This window comes from Micromonospora sp. 067-2, assembly GCF_046549295.1.
In the GTDB taxonomy this organism is placed as follows: domain Bacteria; phylum Actinomycetota; class Actinomycetes; order Mycobacteriales; family Micromonosporaceae; genus Micromonospora.
Genome location: NZ_JAJPWB010000007.1, coordinates 169238 through 190068 on the forward strand (window position 1 = coordinate 169238; position 20831 = coordinate 190068).

General features: G+C 71.3%; 18 protein-coding genes. 7 read left to right on the forward strand and 11 right to left on the reverse strand.

Going from position 1 to position 20831, the window contains the following annotated elements:
* Positions 1–16: 16 nt before the first annotated feature.
* Genes ACLJN9_RS18420 through ACLJN9_RS18440 form a run of 5 tightly spaced genes read right to left on the reverse strand, consistent with a single transcriptional unit; the run spans position 17 to position 7531 of the window.
* Positions 17–1894: a beta-L-arabinofuranosidase domain-containing protein gene (locus tag ACLJN9_RS18420; RefSeq protein WP_410812653.1), complete on the reverse strand. Its 1878-nt coding sequence runs from the start codon at positions 1892–1894 to the stop codon at positions 17–19.
* A gap of 4 nt (positions 1895–1898) precedes the next feature.
* Positions 1899–4361 (reverse strand): glycosyl hydrolase family 95 catalytic domain-containing protein, encoded by a 2463-nt coding sequence (locus ACLJN9_RS18425; protein ID WP_410812654.1) that lies wholly within the window; start codon positions 4359–4361, stop codon positions 1899–1901.
* Positions 4358–5281: a carbohydrate ABC transporter permease gene (locus ACLJN9_RS18430; protein WP_410812655.1), complete on the reverse strand. Its 924-nt coding sequence runs from the start codon at positions 5279–5281 to the stop codon at positions 4358–4360. Before ACLJN9_RS18430 ends, ACLJN9_RS18425 begins: the two co-directional genes overlap by 4 nt.
* Positions 5278–6177, reverse strand: coding sequence for a carbohydrate ABC transporter permease (locus ACLJN9_RS18435; RefSeq protein WP_410812656.1), 900 nt, complete (start codon positions 6175–6177; stop codon positions 5278–5280). The genes ACLJN9_RS18430 and ACLJN9_RS18435 overlap by 4 nt, the downstream gene beginning before the upstream one ends.
* Positions 6178–6196: 19 nt before the next feature.
* Positions 6197–7531 carry an ABC transporter substrate-binding protein gene (locus tag ACLJN9_RS18440; protein WP_410812657.1) on the reverse strand — a complete coding sequence of 445 codons (1335 nt, stop codon included), beginning with the start codon at positions 7529–7531 and terminating at the stop codon, positions 6197–6199.
* A 233-nt stretch (positions 7532–7764) separates the two neighbouring features.
* Here ACLJN9_RS18440 and ACLJN9_RS18445 point away from each other — a divergent pair, with 233 nt between their 5' ends.
* Positions 7765–9828, forward strand: coding sequence for an alpha-L-fucosidase (locus ACLJN9_RS18445; protein ID WP_410812658.1), 2064 nt, complete (start codon positions 7765–7767; stop codon positions 9826–9828).
* 55 nt (positions 9829–9883) lie between these two features.
* Positions 9884–10489 carry a class I SAM-dependent methyltransferase gene (locus ACLJN9_RS18450; protein ID WP_410812659.1) on the forward strand — a complete coding sequence of 202 codons (606 nt, stop codon included), beginning with the start codon at positions 9884–9886 and terminating at the stop codon, positions 10487–10489.
* 76 nt (positions 10490–10565) lie between these two features.
* Here the strand turns inward: ACLJN9_RS18450 and eccB are convergent, their stop codons facing one another.
* Entirely contained in the window at positions 10566–11945 is a 1380-nt protein-coding gene (gene eccB, locus ACLJN9_RS18455) for a type VII secretion protein EccB (protein WP_410812660.1), read from the reverse strand.
* Positions 11946–12072: 127 nt separating this feature from the next.
* On the opposite strand from eccB, the gene ACLJN9_RS18460 reads away from it, so the two are divergent.
* Together ACLJN9_RS18460 and ACLJN9_RS18465 are read left to right on the forward strand one after the other, a co-directional pair.
* Complete coding sequence (locus ACLJN9_RS18460) at positions 12073–12792, forward strand: spermidine synthase (RefSeq protein WP_410812661.1); 720 nt, start codon at positions 12073–12075, stop codon at positions 12790–12792.
* Positions 12793–12927: 135 nt separating this feature from the next.
* On the forward strand, positions 12928–13104 hold the full coding sequence (locus ACLJN9_RS18465) for a hypothetical protein (RefSeq protein ID WP_410812662.1): 177 nt from the start codon (positions 12928–12930) through the stop codon (positions 13102–13104).
* 12 nt (positions 13105–13116) lie between these two features.
* On the opposite strand, the gene ACLJN9_RS18470 is transcribed toward ACLJN9_RS18465, so the two are convergent.
* Complete coding sequence (locus ACLJN9_RS18470) at positions 13117–14919, reverse strand: acyl-CoA dehydrogenase (RefSeq protein ID WP_410812663.1); 1803 nt, start codon at positions 14917–14919, stop codon at positions 13117–13119.
* 175 nt (positions 14920–15094) lie between these two features.
* On the opposite strand from ACLJN9_RS18470, the gene ACLJN9_RS18475 reads away from it, so the two are divergent.
* The 3 genes from ACLJN9_RS18475 (at position 15095) to ACLJN9_RS18485 (ending at position 16731) form a co-directional block, all read left to right on the forward strand.
* Entirely contained in the window at positions 15095–15526 is a 432-nt protein-coding gene (locus ACLJN9_RS18475; RefSeq protein WP_410812664.1) for an MmcQ/YjbR family DNA-binding protein, read from the forward strand.
* A gap of 59 nt (positions 15527–15585) precedes the next feature.
* On the forward strand, positions 15586–15966 hold the full coding sequence (locus ACLJN9_RS18480) for a VOC family protein (protein ID WP_410812665.1): 381 nt from the start codon (positions 15586–15588) through the stop codon (positions 15964–15966).
* Positions 15967–16035: 69 nt separating this feature from the next.
* Entirely contained in the window at positions 16036–16731 is a 696-nt protein-coding gene (locus tag ACLJN9_RS18485; protein ID WP_410812666.1) for an alpha/beta fold hydrolase, read from the forward strand.
* A 107-nt stretch (positions 16732–16838) separates the two neighbouring features.
* On the opposite strand, the gene ACLJN9_RS18490 is transcribed toward ACLJN9_RS18485, so the two are convergent.
* The 4 genes from ACLJN9_RS18490 to ACLJN9_RS18505 all read right to left on the reverse strand — a co-directional run bounded on the left by ACLJN9_RS18490 (position 16839) and on the right by ACLJN9_RS18505 (position 20793).
* Entirely contained in the window at positions 16839–17252 is a 414-nt protein-coding gene (locus ACLJN9_RS18490) for a VOC family protein (RefSeq protein WP_410812667.1), read from the reverse strand.
* A 62-nt stretch (positions 17253–17314) separates the two neighbouring features.
* Complete coding sequence (locus ACLJN9_RS18495; protein ID WP_410812668.1) at positions 17315–18571, reverse strand: MFS transporter; 1257 nt, start codon at positions 18569–18571, stop codon at positions 17315–17317.
* On the reverse strand, positions 18568–19164 hold the full coding sequence (locus ACLJN9_RS18500) for an ArsR/SmtB family transcription factor (protein ID WP_410812669.1): 597 nt from the start codon (positions 19162–19164) through the stop codon (positions 18568–18570). The genes ACLJN9_RS18495 and ACLJN9_RS18500 overlap by 4 nt, the downstream gene beginning before the upstream one ends.
* 51 nt (positions 19165–19215) lie before the next feature.
* Entirely contained in the window at positions 19216–20793 is a 1578-nt protein-coding gene (locus ACLJN9_RS18505) for an LLM class flavin-dependent oxidoreductase (RefSeq protein WP_410812670.1), read from the reverse strand.
* Positions 20794–20831 lie beyond the last annotated feature (38 nt).

Genomic DNA, 20831 nt, shown 5'->3' on the forward strand with positions numbered 1-20831 from the left:
GTGCGGGGGACGGGGTTCAGGCGATCCGCCAGTAGGCGGCGTACCGCTGGTGGTGCGTGGAGAACATCGGACGCAGCGACACGTTCCCGCTGGTCGTCGTGGCGGTGTAGTGCAGCGGTTCGGAGGTGTCCCGAACCAGCGATCCGGCTCGCAGCGTCGGCAGGACGCCACCCAGATCGGTGGCGCCGTACTCGCCGACGAGCAGGATCGGCCCGAGCCGCACCGATCCGACGCTGGCGTCGTCGTTCGCGCGCGGGTAGGTGAGCGCGGCCCGGATGGTGACCTCGACGGTGTCGCCGGAGGCCCACGTGCGGTCGATGGTCAGGTAGGTGCCGGGGGTCGCGGTGACCGGGAACCCCGTGCCGTTGAGCTTGACGGTCAACCCGGTGGTCCAGGACGGCACCCGCACCTTGAGCGCGATGTGGCCCGCGCCGGTGACGGTCAGCCTGCTGATGAAGGAGGACGGGAACGTGGTGTCCTGGCGGATGGTGATGGCGCGACCGGGCCAGCGCAGCTCGGAGGGGACGAACAGGTTCCAGTACAACGTCTCGCCGGCGTACGCGTAGATGCTGTCGGTGTACTTCGTGTTGGACTCCATCCCGGTGCCCTGACAGCAGCTGAACGTCGAGTAGTCGGTGCTGTAGGTCTTGATTCCACCGGCTCGCAACGGAATGAAGTAGGCGTAGCCGCCACCGTTGGCCGCGGTCGGATCCTGCTGGGCGAGGATGTGGTTGAACAGGGCGTGCTCGTAGTAGTCGAACAGATCGGCGCGGGCCGGGTTGGTGAAGAACAGCTGTCGGGTCAGCCGCAACGTGTTGTAGGTGCAGCAGCCCTCGCAGTTCTTGTCGGTGAGGGTGGCGGCGATCTGGTTGGGGTCACGCCAGAACTCGTTCTGTGAGCTGCCTCCGATCGCGTACGTGTAGCGCGTGGTGAGGATGTCCCAGAAGTTCGTTGCGATGTCCCGATTGCGGGTGCTGCCACTGGCGTGGTAGTCACGCAGCGCGGTCAACGCGGTCGGCAGGTGGGTGTTCGCGTGTCTGCCCCGCAGGCTGTCCTGGTGTGACGCCAGCGGGTCGGTGAAGGTCGGCTTCACGAACCGACGAGCCGTGGTCAGGTGATTGACGTCGCCGGTGAGCTGGTAGAGGTTGATCAGGGCCTCACCGATGCCGCCGTACTCGCTGTTCTGCGTGTTGGCGAGCTTCGTGGCGTCCAACCTGGCGGTGCGGGCGCGGACCCAGCCGGCCAGCGCCAGGGCGACGGTCAGCGCCTGCGCGTTGCCGGCCAACAGGTGCATGTCGAGCAGGCCGGCGAGGATCTTGTGGATCGTGTAGTAGGGCGCCTGCACCCGCTGCGCCGTCTCCACCCGGTCGAAGAAGCTTTCCGGGAACGCCGACAGGTAGCCGGCTCCGAAGCCGCGCGAGGTGGCCCGGGACTGGCAGCTGGCCAGGGTGCTGACCAGGTAGTCGCCCCTGGTCTTCCAGGCGGCGTTACCCGTGCTGGCGTACGCCTGGGCAAGGGCGGTCATCAGGTGCCCGGTGGTGTGGCCGCGCAGGTCGTGGCTCGGCGCGTCCCAGCCACCGACCGCCTGGGCGTTCGAGCTCAGTCCGTAGTTGAGCCGGAAGATGTGCAGCATCCGGTCCAGGTCGAGGAACGACAGGTAGGTCAGCGTGCGGTTCGTGTTGTCGAGCAGGCGTCCGGGAAGCAGGCGCACGGCGCTCAGCGGGAACGGGTAGGCCGAGACACCGGTGTCGACCCGCGCTGCCCCCTGCGCGGCGCTGCCGGCGGACGCCTCGGTCGCCCCCGCGAGCGGGAGCCCGGCCGCCACCGTCGCGCCACCGGCCTTGAGTAGCGTGCGCCGCCTGACCGGCTCCGAATGACTCCCATGTATAGACATATGCCTATGTTATGTCAATTGTAATGGTATGGGCAAGATGGGCGGCAAGGCGCACCGTTGTGGTCCAGGTGCCGTACCGGACCTGCACCACACGGTCGCCGCCGGCCCGCACCGTCACCTCCCGCAGTACTCCGTCGCTCCACCAGGCGTCCACCGTCACCCCGCCGCGCGCGCGCAGGCCGGAGAAGGACCCGTCCCGCCAGGCGGTGGGCGCGGTGGGCAGCAGGTGCACCACGGTGGTGTCGGCCGTCGTGGCGTGGGACTGCATCAACAGCTCGGCGATCCCGGCGGTAAGCCCCAGGTTGCCGTCGATCTGGAACGGCGGGTGGGCGCAGAACAGGTTGCGGTAGACACCGGCCGGCGCCGTCATGGACGGCTCGTCGGACGCGTCGTCGGCCATCGGGGACAGGAACATCCGCAGCATCTCCTGGGCACCGTCCACGTCGCGGAGCCGGGCCCGCAGGGCCAGCCGCCATGCCAGCGACCAGCCGGTGGACTTCGGGCCCCGGTCGTCGAGGGTCACCCGCGCGGACGTGGCGAGCGCGGGAGCGACGTCGGCGTCGATGGCACCGGCCGGATAGACGCCGAAGAGGTGCGAGGTGTGCCGGTGCTCCGGCTCGGTGTCGAAGACGTCCGTCGCCCATTCGGCCAGCCGGCCGTCGACGCCGACCCGCTCGGCCGGTAGACGCCCGAGCGCCGCCGTGGCGCGCTCGGCCCAGGCGAGGTCGTCGGCGTCGGGATGGGGCAGGGCGGCGAGGAGGTCGAGCCCGCGGCCCAGCAGGTCACGGATCAGCGCCAGGTCAGCGGTCGACGAGACGGTCACCGCGGCCGGCTCGCCGTCCGCGGCCAGGTAGTGGTTCTCCGGGGAGGTGGCGGGCGAGGTGCCGAGCGTGCCGTCGGGAAACTCGGTGAGCCAGGCGAGGCAGAACTCGGCCGCCGACCTGACCAGCGGCCACGCCTGCTCGACCAGGAAGGTGGTGTCGCGGCCGTAGTCGTAGTGGTCGAAGGCGTGCCGGCACAACCAGGCGGCGCCCAGCGGCCAGAACGACCAGGCCGGGTCGCCGTCCCCCTCCCCCGCCGGCAGCGCGAAGCACCACGCGTCGGAGTTGTGGTGCAGGGTCCAGCCGGGCGCGTCGTACCGGTTGCGGGCGACCTCGGCGCCCCGGCGCCGGGCGTGCCCCAGCCAGCGCAGCAGCGGCGCGTGGCACTCCGGCAACCCGGCGACCTCCGCGGACCAGTAGTTCATCTGCAGATTGATGTTCGTGGTGTAGTTGCTGCTCCACGGCGGCCGCACGTTCTCGTTCCAGATGCCCTGCAGGGTGGCCGGCAGGCCACCCGGCCGCGAGCAGGAGATCAGCAGGTAACGACCGTATTGGAAGACCAACGCGGCGAGCGCGGCGTCGGGTTGGCCGGCGGCGTGATCGCGGACCCGGAGGTCCGTGTCGCGCGCCCCGGTGGAGGCGGACTCGCGGCTGTCACCGAGCCGCAACCGGACCCGTCCGAACAGCGCGTCGTGGTCGGCCCGGTGCTCGGCGCGCATCCGCTCGTACCCGCCGCGGGACAGGGCGCCCACCAACCGGTCGAGCCGGTCGTCGAGTTCAGCGCGCAGCCGGTCCACGTTCCCGTGCGGCGCGGTGAACGGGTCGACGTAGTCCGTCACCGTCGACAGGACGAGCACCACGTCGCCGTCCCGCGTGGCCAGGCCGGCGGCGCGCCGCCAGCCGGCGCCCTCCATGGCCAGCGCACGGACCCCGACGATCGCGGTCACCGCGGCACCGGGTGTGGGGTCGTACCGGATCGGATCCGGCGACGACTCGTGTGGTGGCACCACCTGCGAGGGCATTCTGATGATGCTCTCGATGCCGCCCACCGACCGGTCGGGCGAGGTCCACACCCGCGTGCGGCCGGTGGGATGCGGTGTGCTGACCGTGATCCGCAGCGACGTACGCGCCGAGCTACGCCGACGCAGGATCATGGCCTGCGCCGGCGCGCTGATCCACGCCTCCTGCTGGAGGTGCCCGTCGTCGAGGCGATAGGCGTGCTCGGCGACGGCGTCGCCCAGGTGCAGGAGACGGCGGTACCCGGGCGGCGTCGCCGAGTGGTCGGCGGCGTCGTCGGTCAGCCACAGATCGGCCAGCGCGACGTACGACTGGCTGTGCCCGGACTGGAGGCGGCGCAGCAACGCCTCCCCGGCCCGCACGTCGCCGTCACTGAGCGCAGCCCGGGCGTCGGCGATGATCCGGGGGCCCTCGCGCCTGCCAACCAGCGGGGTACCCGCTGCGGTGCCCGGAGCCCCCGACCAGCAGGTCTCGTCGTTGAGCTGGACCCGGTCGCGCCCCACACCCCCGAAGTACATCGCGCCCAGCCGGCCGTTTCCCAGCGGCAGCGCGTCGGTCCACCGGCGGGCCGGGCTGGAGTAGCGCAGCACGGTGCTGGCGGGGTCCACCGACGTGTTCGGTGTTGTCATTCCTTCGTACCCCCACTGGACAGGCCGCCGATGATGTGCCGCATGCCGAACAGGACGATCACGATGGCCGGTATCGCGAGCAGCACGAGGCTGGCGTTGTAGCGGGCGATGTCGGTCGGTGAGGCGCCGAGACCGGTGTTGAGGGTGGCGACGGCCTGCGCGGCCGTCTGCATACCGCGATCCCGAAGGAAGATCGACGGCCACATGAAGTCCTGTAGGGACCAGACGAAGCACAGCACGGACAGGTTGATCAGGGCAGGCCGGCACAGTGGCAGGAAGATGCTGCGGAAGACGCGCAGGTGCCCGGCCCCGTCGACGCCGGCCGCCTCGAACAACGCGGGTTGCAGGTTGCGGCCGAAGTTGCGCATGAGGAGGACGCCGAACGGGATGGTGATCGCGGCCTCGGGCAGCGCCACGCCGAGGTAGCTGTTGAACAGACCCAGCTCGTTGTTGATCCGGTAGGCCGGAACGATCATCGCGGCGGCCGGGATGGCCAGGAACAGCAGGGCCACCGCGAACGCGAGGTCACGGCCCGGCCAGCGCAGGATCGAGAAGGCGTATCCGGCGGAGGTGGAGACGACCACGACGGCGACGGCGTGCAGGAGGCCGACGATCAGCGAGTTGAGGTAGGTACGCGGGATCGAGATGTCGCCGACCGGGTCGGTGAACAGGGAGAGGTAGTTGTCGAACCCGTGCACCTCCAGGGACTTGCGGATGGCGGCGTACAGCGGGAAGGCCCACAGGGCGGCCATGACGGCGAGGATCGCGTACATGACCGCCTGGTCGCGGCGTGAGGTGACGGCCCGTGCGAGGACGGCGCCGTGGGTGCCGTCGTCGTGCTGGCCGCGAGCCGCGGCGACCGGCTCGGCCGGCGGCGCGGCGGCGCGATCGGGACGGACGTCGGTGATCGAGGTGCTCATCGGGTTGCCTTGTTTCGAGGACGGGTGACGGCCAGCTGGACGAGCGCGATGACGAACGCGACCAGCAGGATCGCCACGGCACCGGCGGCGACGAAGCCGGTCCGTGGTCCGGGGTCGGTGCTGAAGCGGTAGAGGAAACTGCCGACGATCTCCGTGCTACCCGCCGGGCCGCCGCCGGTGGAGAACAGGACGACCTCCAGCGCCCGGAACGAGCCGAGGAGCAGCGAGAGGATCACCGTGAGGTGGGTGGCGGTCATCATCGGGTAGACCACCGACCGCATGATGCGGAACGTGCCGGCGCCGTCGAGCAGGGCGGCCTCGATCGTGTCGGTCGGATACACCGACAGGTCAGCGGTGTAGTACATGATCGGCAGGCCGATCAGATAGCAGAAGATCGCCGCGACCGAGGCGAACGCCAGCCCTGGCTCGGTGAGCCAGGGCTGGGCGAGCCGTTCGAGCCCGACAGCGGTCAGTGTCTGGTTGAGGGCGCCGAACTGCTGCTGGAGCATCGATCCGAAGATCGTGGACACCAACGACAGGGGCATCAGCGCCGGGACGATGAACAGGACGTAGAGCAGCTTCTTCGGGCCCAGCCCGACACTGATCGCGTACGCGACGAAGAAGGCGATGGTCAACGCCGCCGCGATGCTCACGGCGCCGAACAGCAGGTTGTTGAGCACAGCTCGACGGAACGTCTCGTTGGCCAGCAGCAGCCGGTAGTTGTTCGCACCGACGTCGACGGAGTTGACGAAGGACAGGCTGACCCGGGTCGTGCTGGTGCGGGCCAGAAACCAGAACCCGTATCCGAAGAAGCCGAGGTATACGACGAGCAGTGGGCCGAGGAAGAGCGTCGCCGCTCGCCCGTCGGTACGTCGTCGGATGCGTCCGGATGCCATGGTCACGATCCTTTCCGAGCTAGCTGTAGAGGCCGCTGTCGAGATCCTTCTGGGCCTTGGCCGCGGCGTCCTTGGCGGACAGGCGGCCCTGGGCGACCTCCAGGACGTACTTGCCGACCTGGGCGGAGAAGGAACTGAGGTTGTTGCGGTCCGAGCTCGGCTTGTTGATCAGATCCTGGATCTGCTGGTAGCCCTGCTCGGCCGTGCTGTCCCCGGTGAGCACCGACGCGTCGAGCTTCCAGTTGGTGGCGGCCGGCACGAACCCGAGACCGTCGGCCCAGAGGTTGACCCCCTCGGCCTGCGTGGCGTACGCGATGAACGCCGCGGCCGTGGCCTGGTTCTGCGCGGTGGTCGGGATGCCCCAGGTGACGTCGAGGAACGAGCGCAGCGATCGGCTCGCCGGATCGTCGGACGGGACCGGTACGACGCCGACCGAACTGATCTTGATGCCGTTCGTCTGCCGGAACGACTTCTTGAGCAGGCCGGCCTCCCATGACCCGTTGCACACGAGAGCGGCCTTGCCGGTGTTGAAGGCGTTCATCGCGTCCGTGTAGCCGAGGTCGAGGCTGGAGCGCTGCAGCGTGCCGTCGGTGAAGAGCTGACCGTAGCGGGCGAGGGCCTCCACGTAGGGCGCCTGGTCCCACTTGCCCTTCTCGTAGCGGACGGAGTTGAAGAATCCGGGGTTCTTCTGACCGGCCATCGTGAGCACGAACTCGTCCTCGAACCAGGTGTCCGCACCGGAGGGCTTGACCAGGGTGAGCACCCCGGGCGCCTTGGTCTTCAGGGCGTCGCTCAGGGCCTTGACGTCGGCCCAGGTCTGCGGCGGCTGCGCACCCGCCTTGGCCAGGAGGTCACCGTTGTAGAAACACACCGCCGATCCCGTCGAACCGAACGGGACCGAGTACAACTGGCCCCCGGTGTAGAGCTTGCGTGTCTGCTCGACGGTGGCGGGCTTGTAGCCGGCCAGGCCGTTGGTCAGTTTGGACTCGTAGCTCGAGACGGGGAGCAACTTGCTCTGCACCTCGGCGGCGAACTGGCTGGGCTGCACGCCGAGCACGTCGATGTGTTCGCCGGAGTTCAGCGCGAGCTGGGCCTGGGCCTTGAAGTCGTCGCGCTTGATCACCTTCGAGTTGACCGTGACGCCGGTCTTGGCCTGGAAGCCCGCGGCGAGTTTGGTCATGGCGTCGGTGCCGGGGGCGCCGTCCCAGGTCCAGACGGTGATCGCACCGCCGACCTCGCCGGTGACGGCAGATGGTTGTGGCTTGCTGCTGGCCTCGTCCGCCGACGAGCCGCAGCCGGCCAGGGTCAGGGCGGTCAGCGTTATCGCGACGGTGAGTGGTCTGACAAGTTTCACCGAGCCTCCAAGCGGTTCGGGGAGCAATGATTGGTCTGACCACTTGACGCTCGGAGAACCGCAGAGGGCGGCAGCGCCTCGTGTGTCATGCTGATTAAATCGGCTGACTGACCGCGTGTCCAGCGCCACAATCGGGATTTCCCGCCGCGCGGGTTGCGCGGGCGTCGCATCTGTATTGATCCGACCAATCCGCCCGGCTTCGACTGGTCCTACCAATCGCCTACCATGGCGGCATGGCGTCCTCGCACTACAGCCAGGGGCGGTCGGCGGCCGAATGGGCGTTGCACCAGATCCTCGACCTCATCCAGGCGCGCACCCTCGGCCCCGGCGACCGGCTGCCGCCCGAGCGTGACCTCGGAACCCAACTGGGTGTGTCCCGGGGCTCGGTTCGCGAGGCCATCAGCGCTCTGGTGACGATGGGCGTGCTCGAGGCACGGCACGGCGCGGGCGTCTTCGTCACCTCGCTCGAGCCGGTGACAGTGCTGCCCAGCCTCACCCACGTGCTGGGCATCGTCGCCATCGATCACGCCGCCGAGATCGTCCGGTTGCACGGCCAGGTCGAGGGTGCCGCTGCCGCGCGGGCGGCGGCCCGGTCGACCCCGTCCACCATGGGCCCACTGACCCAGGCGCTCGCCGAACTACGGTTGGCCGCTCAGGAACCGGAGTCACGGGGGCACCACGACCAGTTCAAGACGACCATCTCACGGTTGTCGGACGATCGATTCCACCGCGCGATAGCAGCCATCGCGCAAGACGGTGTCGCCGAGGGAATGATCATGCTGCTCCGCGGCTGCCGGGACCCGCGCGCGCTGGGCACGTCGGGCTGGCACCTCGAAGCCCACGAGGCACTCGCGCGAGCCATCGGCGACCACGAGCCCGATGAGGCGCGCAACCTCGCCGAGCGGCTCGTGCTGACCGAGAGCCAGCCCCGCGCGGACCCTGCTCTGCGGCCCACGGCCACCGGCACGCGCCCGTCGCCCACGGTCCCCCGAACCAGCCAGCCAGAGGCACCCCACGAGATCCACCCGATGCCGTCCTGGTTCGGCGCCGCCAAACTCGGGATCATGGTGCACTGGGGTGTCTACACGGTTCCCGGCTGGGCACCCGTGCCGCCACCAGCCGACACCCCCATCCGCTCCGGCAGCGTCGAAGGGCCGGCGAACCAGTACTTCGCCGAGTGGTACCAGGCCGCCGCGGCCCAACACGGCAGCGCCACCGCCGAGTACCACCAGCGGATCCATGGTGGCCAGCCGTACCAGCACTTCCGGCCGACGTTCGAAGAGATGTCCGCGCGCTGGTCCCCGCCGGACTGGGTCGCCGACTTCGCCGCGGCCGGAGCCCGCTACGTGGTCATGGTCGCCAAACACCACGACGGCTACCTCCTCTGGCCGTCGCGGGTCCGACACCCGCGCGACGAGCGCTGGCGCTCTCCCCGCGACATCCTCGGCGAGCTCGGCGCCTCCGTCCGCCGGGCCGGCATGCGGTTCGGTGTCTTCTACTCCTCCGGCGAGGACTGGTCCTACACCGGCGGGCCCTCCGGGCCCGGCTCCGATGTCGAGACCAGTCGCCCCGCCGGCGGGGACTACGCCCGATACGTGGAGGCGCACTGGCGAGAGCTGATCGACCGGTACCAGCCGGACGGGTTGTGGAACGACACCGGTTATCCCGAGGCCGGCGACGCGCGGAGGCTCATCGAGGAGTACCGGGTCAAGGTGCCGGAGGGCGTGGTGACCGACCGGTTCCGCACCTCCTCCGCCGAGCTCTCCACCCCTACGTCGCGCGACCTGCCCTGGGAGTCGATCCGCCCGATCGGGCTGTCGTTCGGCTGGAACCGGCAGGAAGATCCGGGACGGGCCCTGTCCGGCCCTGAGCTGACCCTGACCCTGCTGGACGTGGTGGCGAACAACGGAAACCTGCTGCTCGGCGTCTCACCCGACGACACCGGGTCACTGCCGGCACACCAGCGGGCCAGTCTGCGCTACCTCGGGGACTGGCTGGCCAGGTTCGGTGAGGCCATCTTCGACACGACGGCCTGGCGTCGCCCGACGACCCGTACCACCGACAGCCGTGCGGTCTGGTTCACCTGCCGCGGCGACGACCTGTACCTCATCGTCGAGGCGGCCACCGAAGGCGACATCGAGCTCGTCGACGTGCACCTCGACAAGGACCGGACGATCGTCAGTCTCGAACCCACGGCCGCCGTCAAGGCCGTGCCCGGCCGCCACGGCACGGTGCTGACCCTTCCGGCCGCGCCGCCGAACAGCCCGGTGACCGTGCTCCGGATCAGCGGACGCTGACCCCCTCTCCCCTGGTCGCCCGCCGCACTCCCGCCGGCCCGGTTACGGTGACCGCATGGCCAACCCGACCCGCTGGGCGACCGAGACCGGCCCGGAGCACTCCCAGTGGTACATCGACCGGTTCCGGAAGCTCGCGGCCGAGGGCGCGGACCTGGCCGGCGAAGCCCGGCTGGTGGATGCCCTGGTGCCGCCCGGCTCACGGATCCTCGACGCCGGCAGCGGCACCGGCCGGGTCGGCGCCGCGCTGGCCCGGCGTGGGCACACCGTGGTCGGGGTGGACGCCGACCCGGCGTTGGTGGCAGCAGCCCGCATCGACCATCCCGACCCGCTCTGGCTGGTCGCCGACCTGGCCGAGCTGGACCTGCCCGCGGCCGGTGAGACCGAACCCTTCGACGCCGCGGTGCTGGCCGGCAACGTGCTCGCGTTCGTCGCTGCCGGCACCGAGCCGGAGGTGCTGCGCCGACTCGCCGGGCACCTGCGTCCGGACGGCGTGCTGGCGGTGGGCTTCGGCACGGCACGCGGGTATCCCCTGACCGCCTTCGACGCCGACGCCGCCGCCGCCGGGCTCCGACTGGAGCACCGCTTCGCCACCTGGGACCTGCGCCCGTGGCGCGACGACGCCGATTTCGCGGTCACCATCCTGCGCCGCCCGGCCGCCTGACGCCCGACCCGGCACCCGCCGCGACGCCGAGCCGTGAGGCCCGAGCCGTCAGACCCGAACCGTCGGGCCCGAACCGTCAAGCGGGGGCGGCGACGGCCCGCGCGGCGGCCGGGTCCAGGGTCGCGCCGGTCGGTACCAGGCTGACCAGCCCGGCCGGCAGCCGCTGCGGACGCACGTCGCGGTAGCCGAGCATCGCCAGCACGCCCCGGTCGGCCAGCACATACCGCCGACCCAGGTCGGTGACCACGGAGACGGCGCCGCCGGACGCACCGGGTGCCGCGGCGGCCTCGACCACCGCGCCGCGGCCCGGCTCCACCACCACGTGGTCGGCCAGCACTGTGCCGCCGGCCGGCGCGGTGCGCGGCACGGCGGCCAGATCAGGCAGCGGTACGCCCCGCCGCACCTCGCTGGCGCCGCCGTCGTCGCCGACCCGGGTGCACAGCGCGGCGTCGTCACCGGCCGCGAGCCGGGGCGGGGTGGGCGGCGGGGCGGTCGGACCGCCGGGGGTCAGATCGGGCACCGTGGGCAGCGCGGCGAACCGGCCCAACGTCATCGGGTCCGGCTCGCCCTGCCCGGTGCTGGCCAGCAACAGCCCGGCCTGCAACTCGGTGATCCCGGCCAACCCCGCATCGAGCGCCACCGCGTACTGCCGGCCGCCGCCGGAGTTGCGCACCAGATAGACCCGGCCGATCGTGGCGTCGGGCACCCCGGTGGCGGGTCGGCCCAGGCCGGGCAGGGCGAGCGGGGCCAGATCGACGCCGGCGGCCAGCGAGTTGAGCAGGGCGGGCGCCACCGGCACCGCTCGATCCCGGGTGGTCGCCAGCGCCGCCAACACCCGGCTGGGATCGCGGATCAGGTAGCGCCGCTCATGCCAGACGAGGTGCAGCCCGCCGCCGGGGTCGCGCAGCAGCAGCGCCTCGTCGCCCAGCGGCAGGCCGCCGCCGGGCTCGGTGCCGATCAGCAGCGCGGAGCGGGGCGCGTCGCCACCGGCCGGTACCGCCGAGCAGACCGTCCACGCGGTGGTCGCCAGCCGGCCCGGGGCGGGCAGCGAATCCGGCGCGTCGGCGATGCCCAGCGGCAGCCCGCGCGGCACGCCGTCGATCGAGCGGCGGGAGACCAGCACGGTCTTCGACCGGTCCGCGCCGACGATCAGCAACGCCGACGCGTAGTTGAGCACCGGGTGCAGCTTCTGCTCGCGGTAGACGAACCGGGCGCCGGACTCCTTCTCCACGATGACCGCGCCGGTGTCGCGCCAGCCGCTGCCACCGCCGGCGAAAAGGCCGTAGAGCGCGAAGCCGCCCAGCCCGATCACCGCGACCAGGACACTGGCCAGGCCGGCGCCGGCCAGCCGCCGGAAAGGCGACTGAGCCGGGTCGGTCTCGCGCATCACCAGAGCGGCAACCGCCCGCTGGACGCTGAACTGGTAGGAGTGCAGCTGGTCCTGCCGCGACGGCATGAGGTTCCCTCCGATGGATGGGCCGGCCACAGGATATGCGGTGCGTCGATGTCCCGCGGACCCTGCGTGGCCGTCGCCGTCCCGGCCGGTACCATCCGGGGACGAATCCGGCGGCGAGAGGGCACCCGTGGGCGCGCGTTTCGAGGAGCTGGCCTGGCGGGAGACCCCGATCGGTGCGATCAGCCTGCGCCGGCGTCGGGACCCGGCGCTGCAGGTCGAGGTGTACGAGGTCAAGCTCGACGACGATTTCCTGATGTCCAGCCTCTTTCCCGTCGCGGAGATCGAGCTGGCCCGGCTGGGCCTGGCCCAACTGACCGGTGACACGCTCGACGTGGTGGTGGGCGGGCTCGGGCTCGGTTACACCGCCTGCGCCGCGCTGGACGATCCGAGGGTGCGTTCGCTGCTGGTGGTGGAGGCCATCGAGGACGTGATCGACTGGCACCAGCGCGGCCTGCTCCCGTTCGCGGCGGGGCTCGCGGAGGATCCACGTACCCGGTTCGTGCGGGCCGACTTCTTCGCGGCGGTGGCCGGCGACGCCGGGTTCGACGCCGAGGTGCCGGAGCGACGGTTCGACGCCGTCCTGCTCGACGTCGACCACTCCCCGCGCAACGTGCTGCACCCCAGCCACGCCGCCTTCTACGCGCCGGACGGGCTGCGCCGGCTGGCCGCCCGGCTACGCCCGGACGGGGTCTTCGCGCTCTGGTCGGACGACCCGCCGGACGCCGAGTTCACCGCGGCGCTCACCGAGGTGTTCGTGACCGCACAGGCGCACGTCGTGCCGTTCGCCAACCCGCTGACAGGTGGCCAGTCCGCGAACACCGTCTACGTGGCGCGCGCCGACAGCTGAGCCCGATCAAGACCCGGCGCAGCCGTCCAGGCGCCACCCGCCGACTCGGCACGTCGCTCGGGCATGGTGTCTGCCGAACGGGGAACCTGAAGCCGGGCACGCCGCGCCAGGCGCGGCCGGTTACGGGAGGTCGAGATGCGCGCACTGCTCTGGGTCGTCGGCGTGGTCGCTGGCGTGCTGATTCTGCTCGGGTTGATCCTCGAGGCCGTCCGCTGGCTGATCATCATCGGTCTCATCGCACTGGTCATCGTGATTATCCTGGGCGTGGTCAAGGGTCGGCAGGCGATGCAGCACCAGGCCCGCCGACGATGACGGCCGGCCCGGTCAGAACCAGTCCGGGCGCATGTCGAGGCTCGTCCGGTCCCGGCTGTCCAAGAGGTCGAACTGCGGGCCGGTGCGCGGCAACTCCACGGTGAAGAAGTAGCGCGCGGCCTGCCGCTTGCCGGCATGGAACGCGTCGCCGGACCCCTCCTGCGGCAGGGCCAGCACCTGCTCCAACCACATCCACGCGATCACGACGTGCCCGACCGCCTCCAGGTAGGCGCTGGCGTTGGCCAGTGCGGCCTCCGGATCACCGTCGGCCCAGAGCCGCCCGGTGACCGCGACGATCCGGTCCACCGCAGAGGCCAGCCGGTCGGCCAGGTCGGCGGCCTCGCCTCCGGCCTCTCGCGCCCGGGTGGCGGTGTCCCGGATCGTGCCGGTCAACAGGGTCAGGCCGGCACCCTTCTGCATGGTCATCTTGCGGCCCAGCAGATCGAGCGCCTGAATGCCGTGGGTGCCCTCGTGGATCGGGTTGAGCCGGTTGTCCCGGTAGTGCTGCTCCACGTCGTGGTCGCGGGTGTAGCCGGCCCCGCCGAGCACCTGGATCGCCAGGTCGTTGGCGGCCAGACACCACTGCGACGGCCAGCTCTTGGTGATCGGGGTGAGCACGTCCAGCAGCAGGTGCGCCCGCTCGCGGTCGGCTTCGGCCGGGGCGGTCCTCTCCTCGTCCAACAGCCGCGCGCAGTAGAGCACCAGGGCCAGCGACCCCTCCACGTAGCTCTTCTGCGCGAGCAGCATCCGCCGTACGTCGGGGTGGTCGATGATCGGCACCTGCGGGGCGTCGGGGTCCTTGGCGCCGACCGGCCGGCCCTGCGGCCGCTCCCGGGCGTACGCCAGGCTCTTGAGGTATCCGGTGTAGCCCAGCGCGGTGGCACCGGCTCCCACGCCGATCCGGGCCTCGTTCATCATGTGGAACATCTGCGCCAGCCCCTGGTGCGGCGGGCCGACCAGATGGCCCACCGCGCCCGGCCGGCCGCCCGGGTTGTGGCCGCCGTCGCCGAAACTGAGCAGGGTGTTCGTGGTGCCCCGGAAGCCCATCTTGTGGTTCAGCCCGACCAGCACCACGTCGTTGCGGTCACCGAGCGACCCGTCCGGTGCGACCAGCACCTTGGGCACGACGAACAGCGAGATCCCCTTGACGCCGGGCGGGCCGCCGGGGATCCGGGCCAGCACCAGGTGGACGATGTTCTCGGCCAGCTCGTGGTCGCCGCCGGAGATCCACATCTTGGTGCCGAAGAGCCGGTAGGTGCCGTCCGGCTGGACTTCGGCGCGGGTGGCGACGTCGGCCAGCGAACTGCCCGCGTGCGGCTCGGACAGACACATGGTGCCGAAGAACCGGCCCTCCAGCATGGGCCGCACGTAGGTGTCGACCTGCTCCGCGCTGCCGTGCGCCAGCAACAGGTTGGCGTTGCCCAGGGTGAGGAACGGGTACGCCGAGGTGGCCACGTTGGCGGCCTGGAACCAGGTGAAGCAGGCAGCCGCCACGGCGTGCGGCAGTTGCAGGCCGCCCACCGAGGCGTCCAGCCCGGCGGTCAGCAGGCCGGTCTCGGCGAAGCTCTCCAGCGCCGCTCGGACCTGCGGGATCAGCCGTACCCGCTGCCCGTCGAAGGTCGGCTCGGCCAGGTCGGCGGCCCGGTTGTGCGGGGCGAACTGCTCGGTGGCCACCCGCTCGGCGAGGTCCAGCGCGTCGTCGAAGGTCTCCCGCGAGTGCTCGGCGTAGCGGGGCCGCTCGACGAGCGTGGACACCCGCAGCCAGTCGTGCAGCAGGAAGTCGAGGTCGCGGCGGGAGAGCAGGGTGGACGGCACGGCACTCCTCAGCGGGCACGGGGTGGCTCGGTCCGAGGCGCCAGCCCGGCGTCGCCCCGGCCCATCCTGACCGATCGGCGGGGCGCGCACCACACCGGCCGCCGCCGTGGCGCCGCGCCGTCCGAGAGTCGGCGACGGCCGGAGGTGTCGTACCGGCCGGCTAGTGTCGCCGACCGTGACCGAACCCGGAGACGTTCCTCCCGAGTTCCTCGACCGGCTGCGGCCGATCTGCCTCGGGCTGCCGGAGACCTACGAGGAGCCGGCGTGGGTGGGCACGCGTTGGCGGATCCGCAAGCGGACCGTCGCCCACCTGTACACCGTCGACTCCGGTCACCAGGTCGCCCAGGCGCGTGCCGCCGAGGGGGACCGGCCGACCTGCCTGCTGATCTTCCGGTCGCCGCCCGACGAGATCGCCGCTCTGGTGGCCGGCGGGCATCCCTTCCACAAGCCGGATTGGGGCCCGACCGTGCTGGGCATGGTCGTGGACGACGACACCGACTGGGACGAGGTTGGCGAGCTGCTGACCGAGAGCTACTGCCTACTCGCCCCTCGGCGGCTCGCCGCCCTGGTCGACCGACCCGCCCCGCCACCGCTTGACCACCGTTGAACGGCCACCGGTCGGGCTGCGGTCGCTGCGGCACGCGATCCGTCGATATCCTGCGTCGCATGCATCGAAGTCGCGTCTACGCCCTACTGATCGACGCCCCCGAGCAGGAGGCTGCCCGGGCTGCGGCGTTCTGGTCGGCCGCACTCGGCGTCAGCACACGGTCGGATCCCTCGGAGCCGCAGTTCATCGGCCTGCACGACGCCCTGCCCGGCCTGGTAACCGCGGTCCAGGCGGTCGACGACACGCCTCGCTTCCACCTGGACATCGAGAGCGACGATGTGGTTGCCGAGACCGATCGACTGATCGCTCTCGGCGCTGTCGAGGTGTCGCGCTGGTTGGAGTGCCGGATCCTGCGGGTGCCGGGCGGGCATCTGGTCTGCGTCCTACCGGTGGCCAGCCCACCGGAGGTGTTCGCGGCCCAGGCCCGGGCCTGGCCATGACCAGCGCCCACGCTCCGACCTGGCCCGGCTACGGTGTCGGTGTCGGAGGGGCCCGTTAGGGTCCGGCCCATGGCAAATTTCGTGTTGGTGGCTGGGGCGTGGCTGGGCTCGTGGGCATGGGACGAGGTGCTGCCCGCACTGCGCGCGGCCGGTCACGGCACTCGTCCGCTGACCCTGTCCGGCCTCGCCGAGAAGCAGGGCGTTCCCGCCGGGCAGCAGACCCACGTGCAGGACGTCGTCGGTGAGATCGAGCGGCACGACCTGCGCGACGTGGTGCTGGTCGGGCACAGCTACTCGGGCATCCCGGTGGGTCAGGCCGCCGACCGCATCGGCGACCGGCTGACCCGGGTCGTCTTCGTCGACTCGGAGGTGCCGGTCGACGGCGCCTCGTTCGCGTCCGGTTGGTGGCAGGGCCCGGCGGCACTGGAGTCGACCATCGCCGACAGTGGCGGCTACTGGCCGCCGCTGAGCACGGAAGACCTCGACGGCCAGGGGCTCACCGACGAGCAGGTCGCCCGGCTGGTCGCGGGCTCCACCCCGCACCCCGGCGCCACGCTGACGGAGCCGGCCGTGCTGACCCGTCCGCTCGGCGACCTGCCGGCCACGTACGTCAAGTGCCTGCTCGACGGGCCCGAGCCCAACGACACCGTGGCCAAGCTGCTGACCAGCGAGCACTGGCGGCTCGTCACGATGGACACCGGCCACTGGCCGATGATCTCCCAGCCCGCCGAGCTGGCCGGCCTGCTACTGGCGGAAACCGCCTGACCTGCGCCGCAGGCGGCCGTCGAGCCGGCGGCACAATGCGCGATACCTCGACATCTATCGATCGAGACGCGCCGTCGCGGACGATGGGAGCCACCGCTTCGATACACCTACTCGTCGCCCGTGGACCAGGTGGGGCCCTGGTCGGTCCAGGTGACACCCTTGTTGCGACAGAGGCAGAAGGGGTGGCCGATGGGGTCGGTATACACGCGCCAGCCGTAGCCGTTGGGGCCGATGGAGCTCTGCCTCAGGGTCGCGCCGAGCGCCAGGACGCGGGTCTGTTCGACCGCGATGTCGTCGACTTCGAAGTCGAGGTGGAACTGCTTCGGGTGCTCGGTGTCGGGCCACTGCGGGGCGCGGTAGTCCTCCACCCGGATGAAAGCCAGCTCGATCTCGCCAAACTGGATACCGGCCCAGTTCTCGTGGCTGCCCCCCTTGACCGGGCGACCCGTCACCTCGGAGTAGAAGGCAGCCAGCTTCATCGTGTCCGGGCAGTCGATGATGAAATCGGTGAGTCGCAGCATTCGGCGATCTTGCCACAGGATCGATAGACCCGGCTTTGGGACAGGTCCTGGTAATTGGTTACTCAGGCCACCGGGTCGTCGAGGGTCCTGATGTGGCGTACCGGCGAGGCGAGCAGCCACAGCACGGCGAGCGTGCCGCCGAGGCCGGCGACGACCAGTGCCGGTCGGACACCGATGGTGGTGCCCAACAGGCCGCCGACCAGCGCGCCCAACGGCCGGATGCCGTAGTTGACGGCGCTGTACGCGCCAGCCCGGCGGCCTCGCGCGTCGTCGGGCGTGACCGCGGTGATGAGGGCGTTCAGGTTGACGTCCATCAGCATCACCCCGACGCTGGAGACCAGCTCGATGGCGGCCAGCATGGCGACCTTCGTCCAGGTCGGACCGGTCACGAGGGCGGCCAGCGCCAGCGGCGCGGGAAAGAGAACGGCCCCGATCATCGCGGTCCGGCCCAGCCCGATCGCGCGGGAGACCCGGGGTGCCAGCGCCGCACCCGCCAGCCCGCCGATCGCGCCGGCGCCGAAGGCGATGCCGATGGCGCCGGCCGAGAGTTCGAGCCCGCGGCTCGCGTAGTAGACCAGCAGGGCGCTGGCGATGAAGGTGAAGAAGTTGACGGTGCTGGTGCAGCCGAGCGCGGCGCGGAGCACCGGGTGGCGCAGCACCAGCACGAGACCCTCGCGGACGAGGGCGAGAGTGGAGGCCCGGCGCGGCGGCGGGGGCGCCTCGGTCACCGGGATACGGCCGATCAGCAGCGCCGAGCCGAGGAAGGACACCGCGTCGACGATGACGGCGACCGGCGCGGTCAACGCCTGGACCAGCCCGCCGCCGACGGCCGGGCCGGCCACGAACGAGACAGCACGGCTCATGCTCAGTTTGCTGGTCGCGTCGACGTAGGCCGACGGTGGCACCAGCGCGACGAAGAACGTCTGGTGCGCCATGGCGAACAACACCGCCCCGGCACCGGTGAGCAGGGCCACCAGGTAGAGCTGGGTGAGGGTGACCGCGTCGAACAGGTAGGCCACCGGCAGGCTGAGCAGCACCGCCGCCCGGACCAGGTCGGCGATGACCAGGAGTCGACGCTTGCGGGTGCGCTGGTCGACCCACGCGCCGAGGAACAGGCCCAGCAGGTTGGGCAACCAGACCAGGGCGGTGAGGACGCTGACCTGTACGGGCGTCGCGGCGAGCAGGGAGACGGCGATCAGCGGCAGGGCCAGTTCGCTGATCCGGTCACCGAACTGGGAGATCGTCTCGCCGATCCAGAAGGTGCGGAACCGCCGGTCGCGGTGCAGGGCCAGCGGGGGCGCCGCGTCGACCGCGGTCACGACGCGGCCGAATCGTCGCCGGGCTCGGGCAGCAGGTAGCGCAGCATCCGGACGAGTCGCGCACCGTCCGGCGGCGTTTTTTCGTCCTTGCGCCGGACGTACGGGGCCAGCAGCTCCTCGACCGCCCGCTCCAGCTGCCGCAGCTCGTCGGCGGTGGCCACGAACCGGGTGTCGGCCAACCCGGCCAGCCCGCGCCACTCGGCGTCCAGCCGGGGCTCGTCGTTCAGCAGCCACTGCTGCGGCGCCTCGGCCGTTCGGGCGAACATCTCGCCGCGCAGCTGCCGTGCGGCGACCTGCCCCTCGGCGTCGTCCGGGAGCGTGAAGCGGAAGCCCCGCGCGACGGCCTGCCACCAGCGTTCGCGCCTGCTGGTTGCGCCCTCCGCGTCGGTGACCAGGCCGAACGTCGCGAGGTGTCGCAGGTGCCAGCTGACCACCGACGGTGTGGCGCCGACGTGCGGCGACAGCCCGGTGGCGGTGGCCGGGCCGTGCCGTTGGAGGTGGTCGAGGATGGCCAGCCGGACCGGGTGCGCCAGCGCCCGCAGGGTCTGCGGCTCGGTGATCTCGAAATCCCCGTACGGATTATTGAGAGACATGTTTCGAGAGTAGGCTCTCACATCACGGCGGCGCAATCCCGGATCCGTCGATCAGTTGATCCCCAACCGGGCCAGCGGCTCGACCAGTTCGCGCTCCTCGTAGCTGAGGTGGGACAGCAGCGCGTCGCTCAGCAGGTCCACCGCGGCGCGCAGCTCGGCCAACCCGTCCGGTGCTCCGACGTACGTGACCAGGGCTCGGTCGACGCCCTCCAGCAAATCGTGGATGACGTGGTGTTCCTGCTCCAGCCGGTCGACGACCGGCTTGAGGCGGGGGTCGCGTTGGCGCAGTCGCGGAAAGAGCGACTGGTCCTCGATGGTGTGGTGGGTCGTGACGATGCGGCAGTAGGACTCGCAGTACGCGCCGAGCGTCCACCGGTTCTGCCGCATGGTCATCGTGTTGATGTGCGACCGCGCCGTGCCGGCATCGATCTCCCCGGCCGCCACCTGCTCGATCAGGTCGTGGATCTGGGTCAGCTCGGCGCGCAGGGCGTCGTGCACCTGCACCAGGTGCTGGCCGGTGGCCTGCTCGTGCGGGGTGTAGGTGCGCCTCGGGTCGGGCGCGGGGCCGCTGGGCCGGGTCGACTCGTCCCAGGCCCGCCGCCCGCTCCGCCGCCGGCCGTCGTCGGGGGTCGGCACCACGGCGAACGCGCCACCGGTCACGCTCGGGCGGGTCACCCGCGCCGGCTCGGCCACGACCGGCGCCGACTCCGAGACCGGCGTACGCGTCGGCGCCGTGCCGCGGTCGCGCTCGGCGGCGACCAGCTCGCGGACGGCGGGAGCCACCTCACCGGCGAACCGACGCAGGTCGTCCGGGTCGTCGCTGCCGAGGATGAAGGTGCTGACGCCCTCGCCCAACGCGAGCTCGGCCAGCTCGCGAACCCACTGCTGCGGAGGCCCGTCCAGCGGGCCACGTCCGACCGGGGCGAACTGGCCGGAGATGTTCAGCAGCCGACGGATGTCCGCCGGCGAGCGATCGGCCTGCCGCGCGGCGTCGTCGATGATCGCGTTGCCCTTTCCCAGGTCGCCGGGCTGGAGGTAGCCCAGGGAGGGCAACCAGCCGTCGGCCCGACGACCGGTGAGCGCGAGCATCCGCGGCTTGTACGCGCCCAGCCAGATCGGCACCGCGTGTGCGGGCGCCGGGCCACGCTTGGCGCCGACCACCCGGTGGAACTCGCCATCGACGCGTACGCCGCCGCGTGCCGCCGTGTCCCAGACCTGGCGGATGACCTCGACGGCCTCCTCCAGCGCCCGTACGCCCTGACCGGGGGTCAGCTGCCGGCCACCCATCGCCTCGATGGCCTCCCAGAACGCCCCCGCGCCGAGGCCGAGCGCGACCCGGCCACCGCTGAGCAGGTCCAGGCTGGCCACGCTGCGGGCGAGCACCGCTGGCGGGCGCAGCGGCAGGTTCGTGACGTTCGCCGACAGGTGCACCCGCGTTGTCCGCGCCGCGACGTAGCTCAGCAGCGTCCAGGTGTCGAGGAACTTCGGCTGGTACGGGTGGTCCTGGAACGTGACCAGGTCCAGACCGACCTGCTCCGCCAGCACGGCGAGGCCGACGGTGCGTTCCGGGTCGTCGGCGCCGGGCGTGGTGAACGATCCGAAGACCAGGTCGTGGCCGTAGTCGCTCATCTGCGGGCCTTCCGTGTGGCGCGTTGGGTCATGGCCTC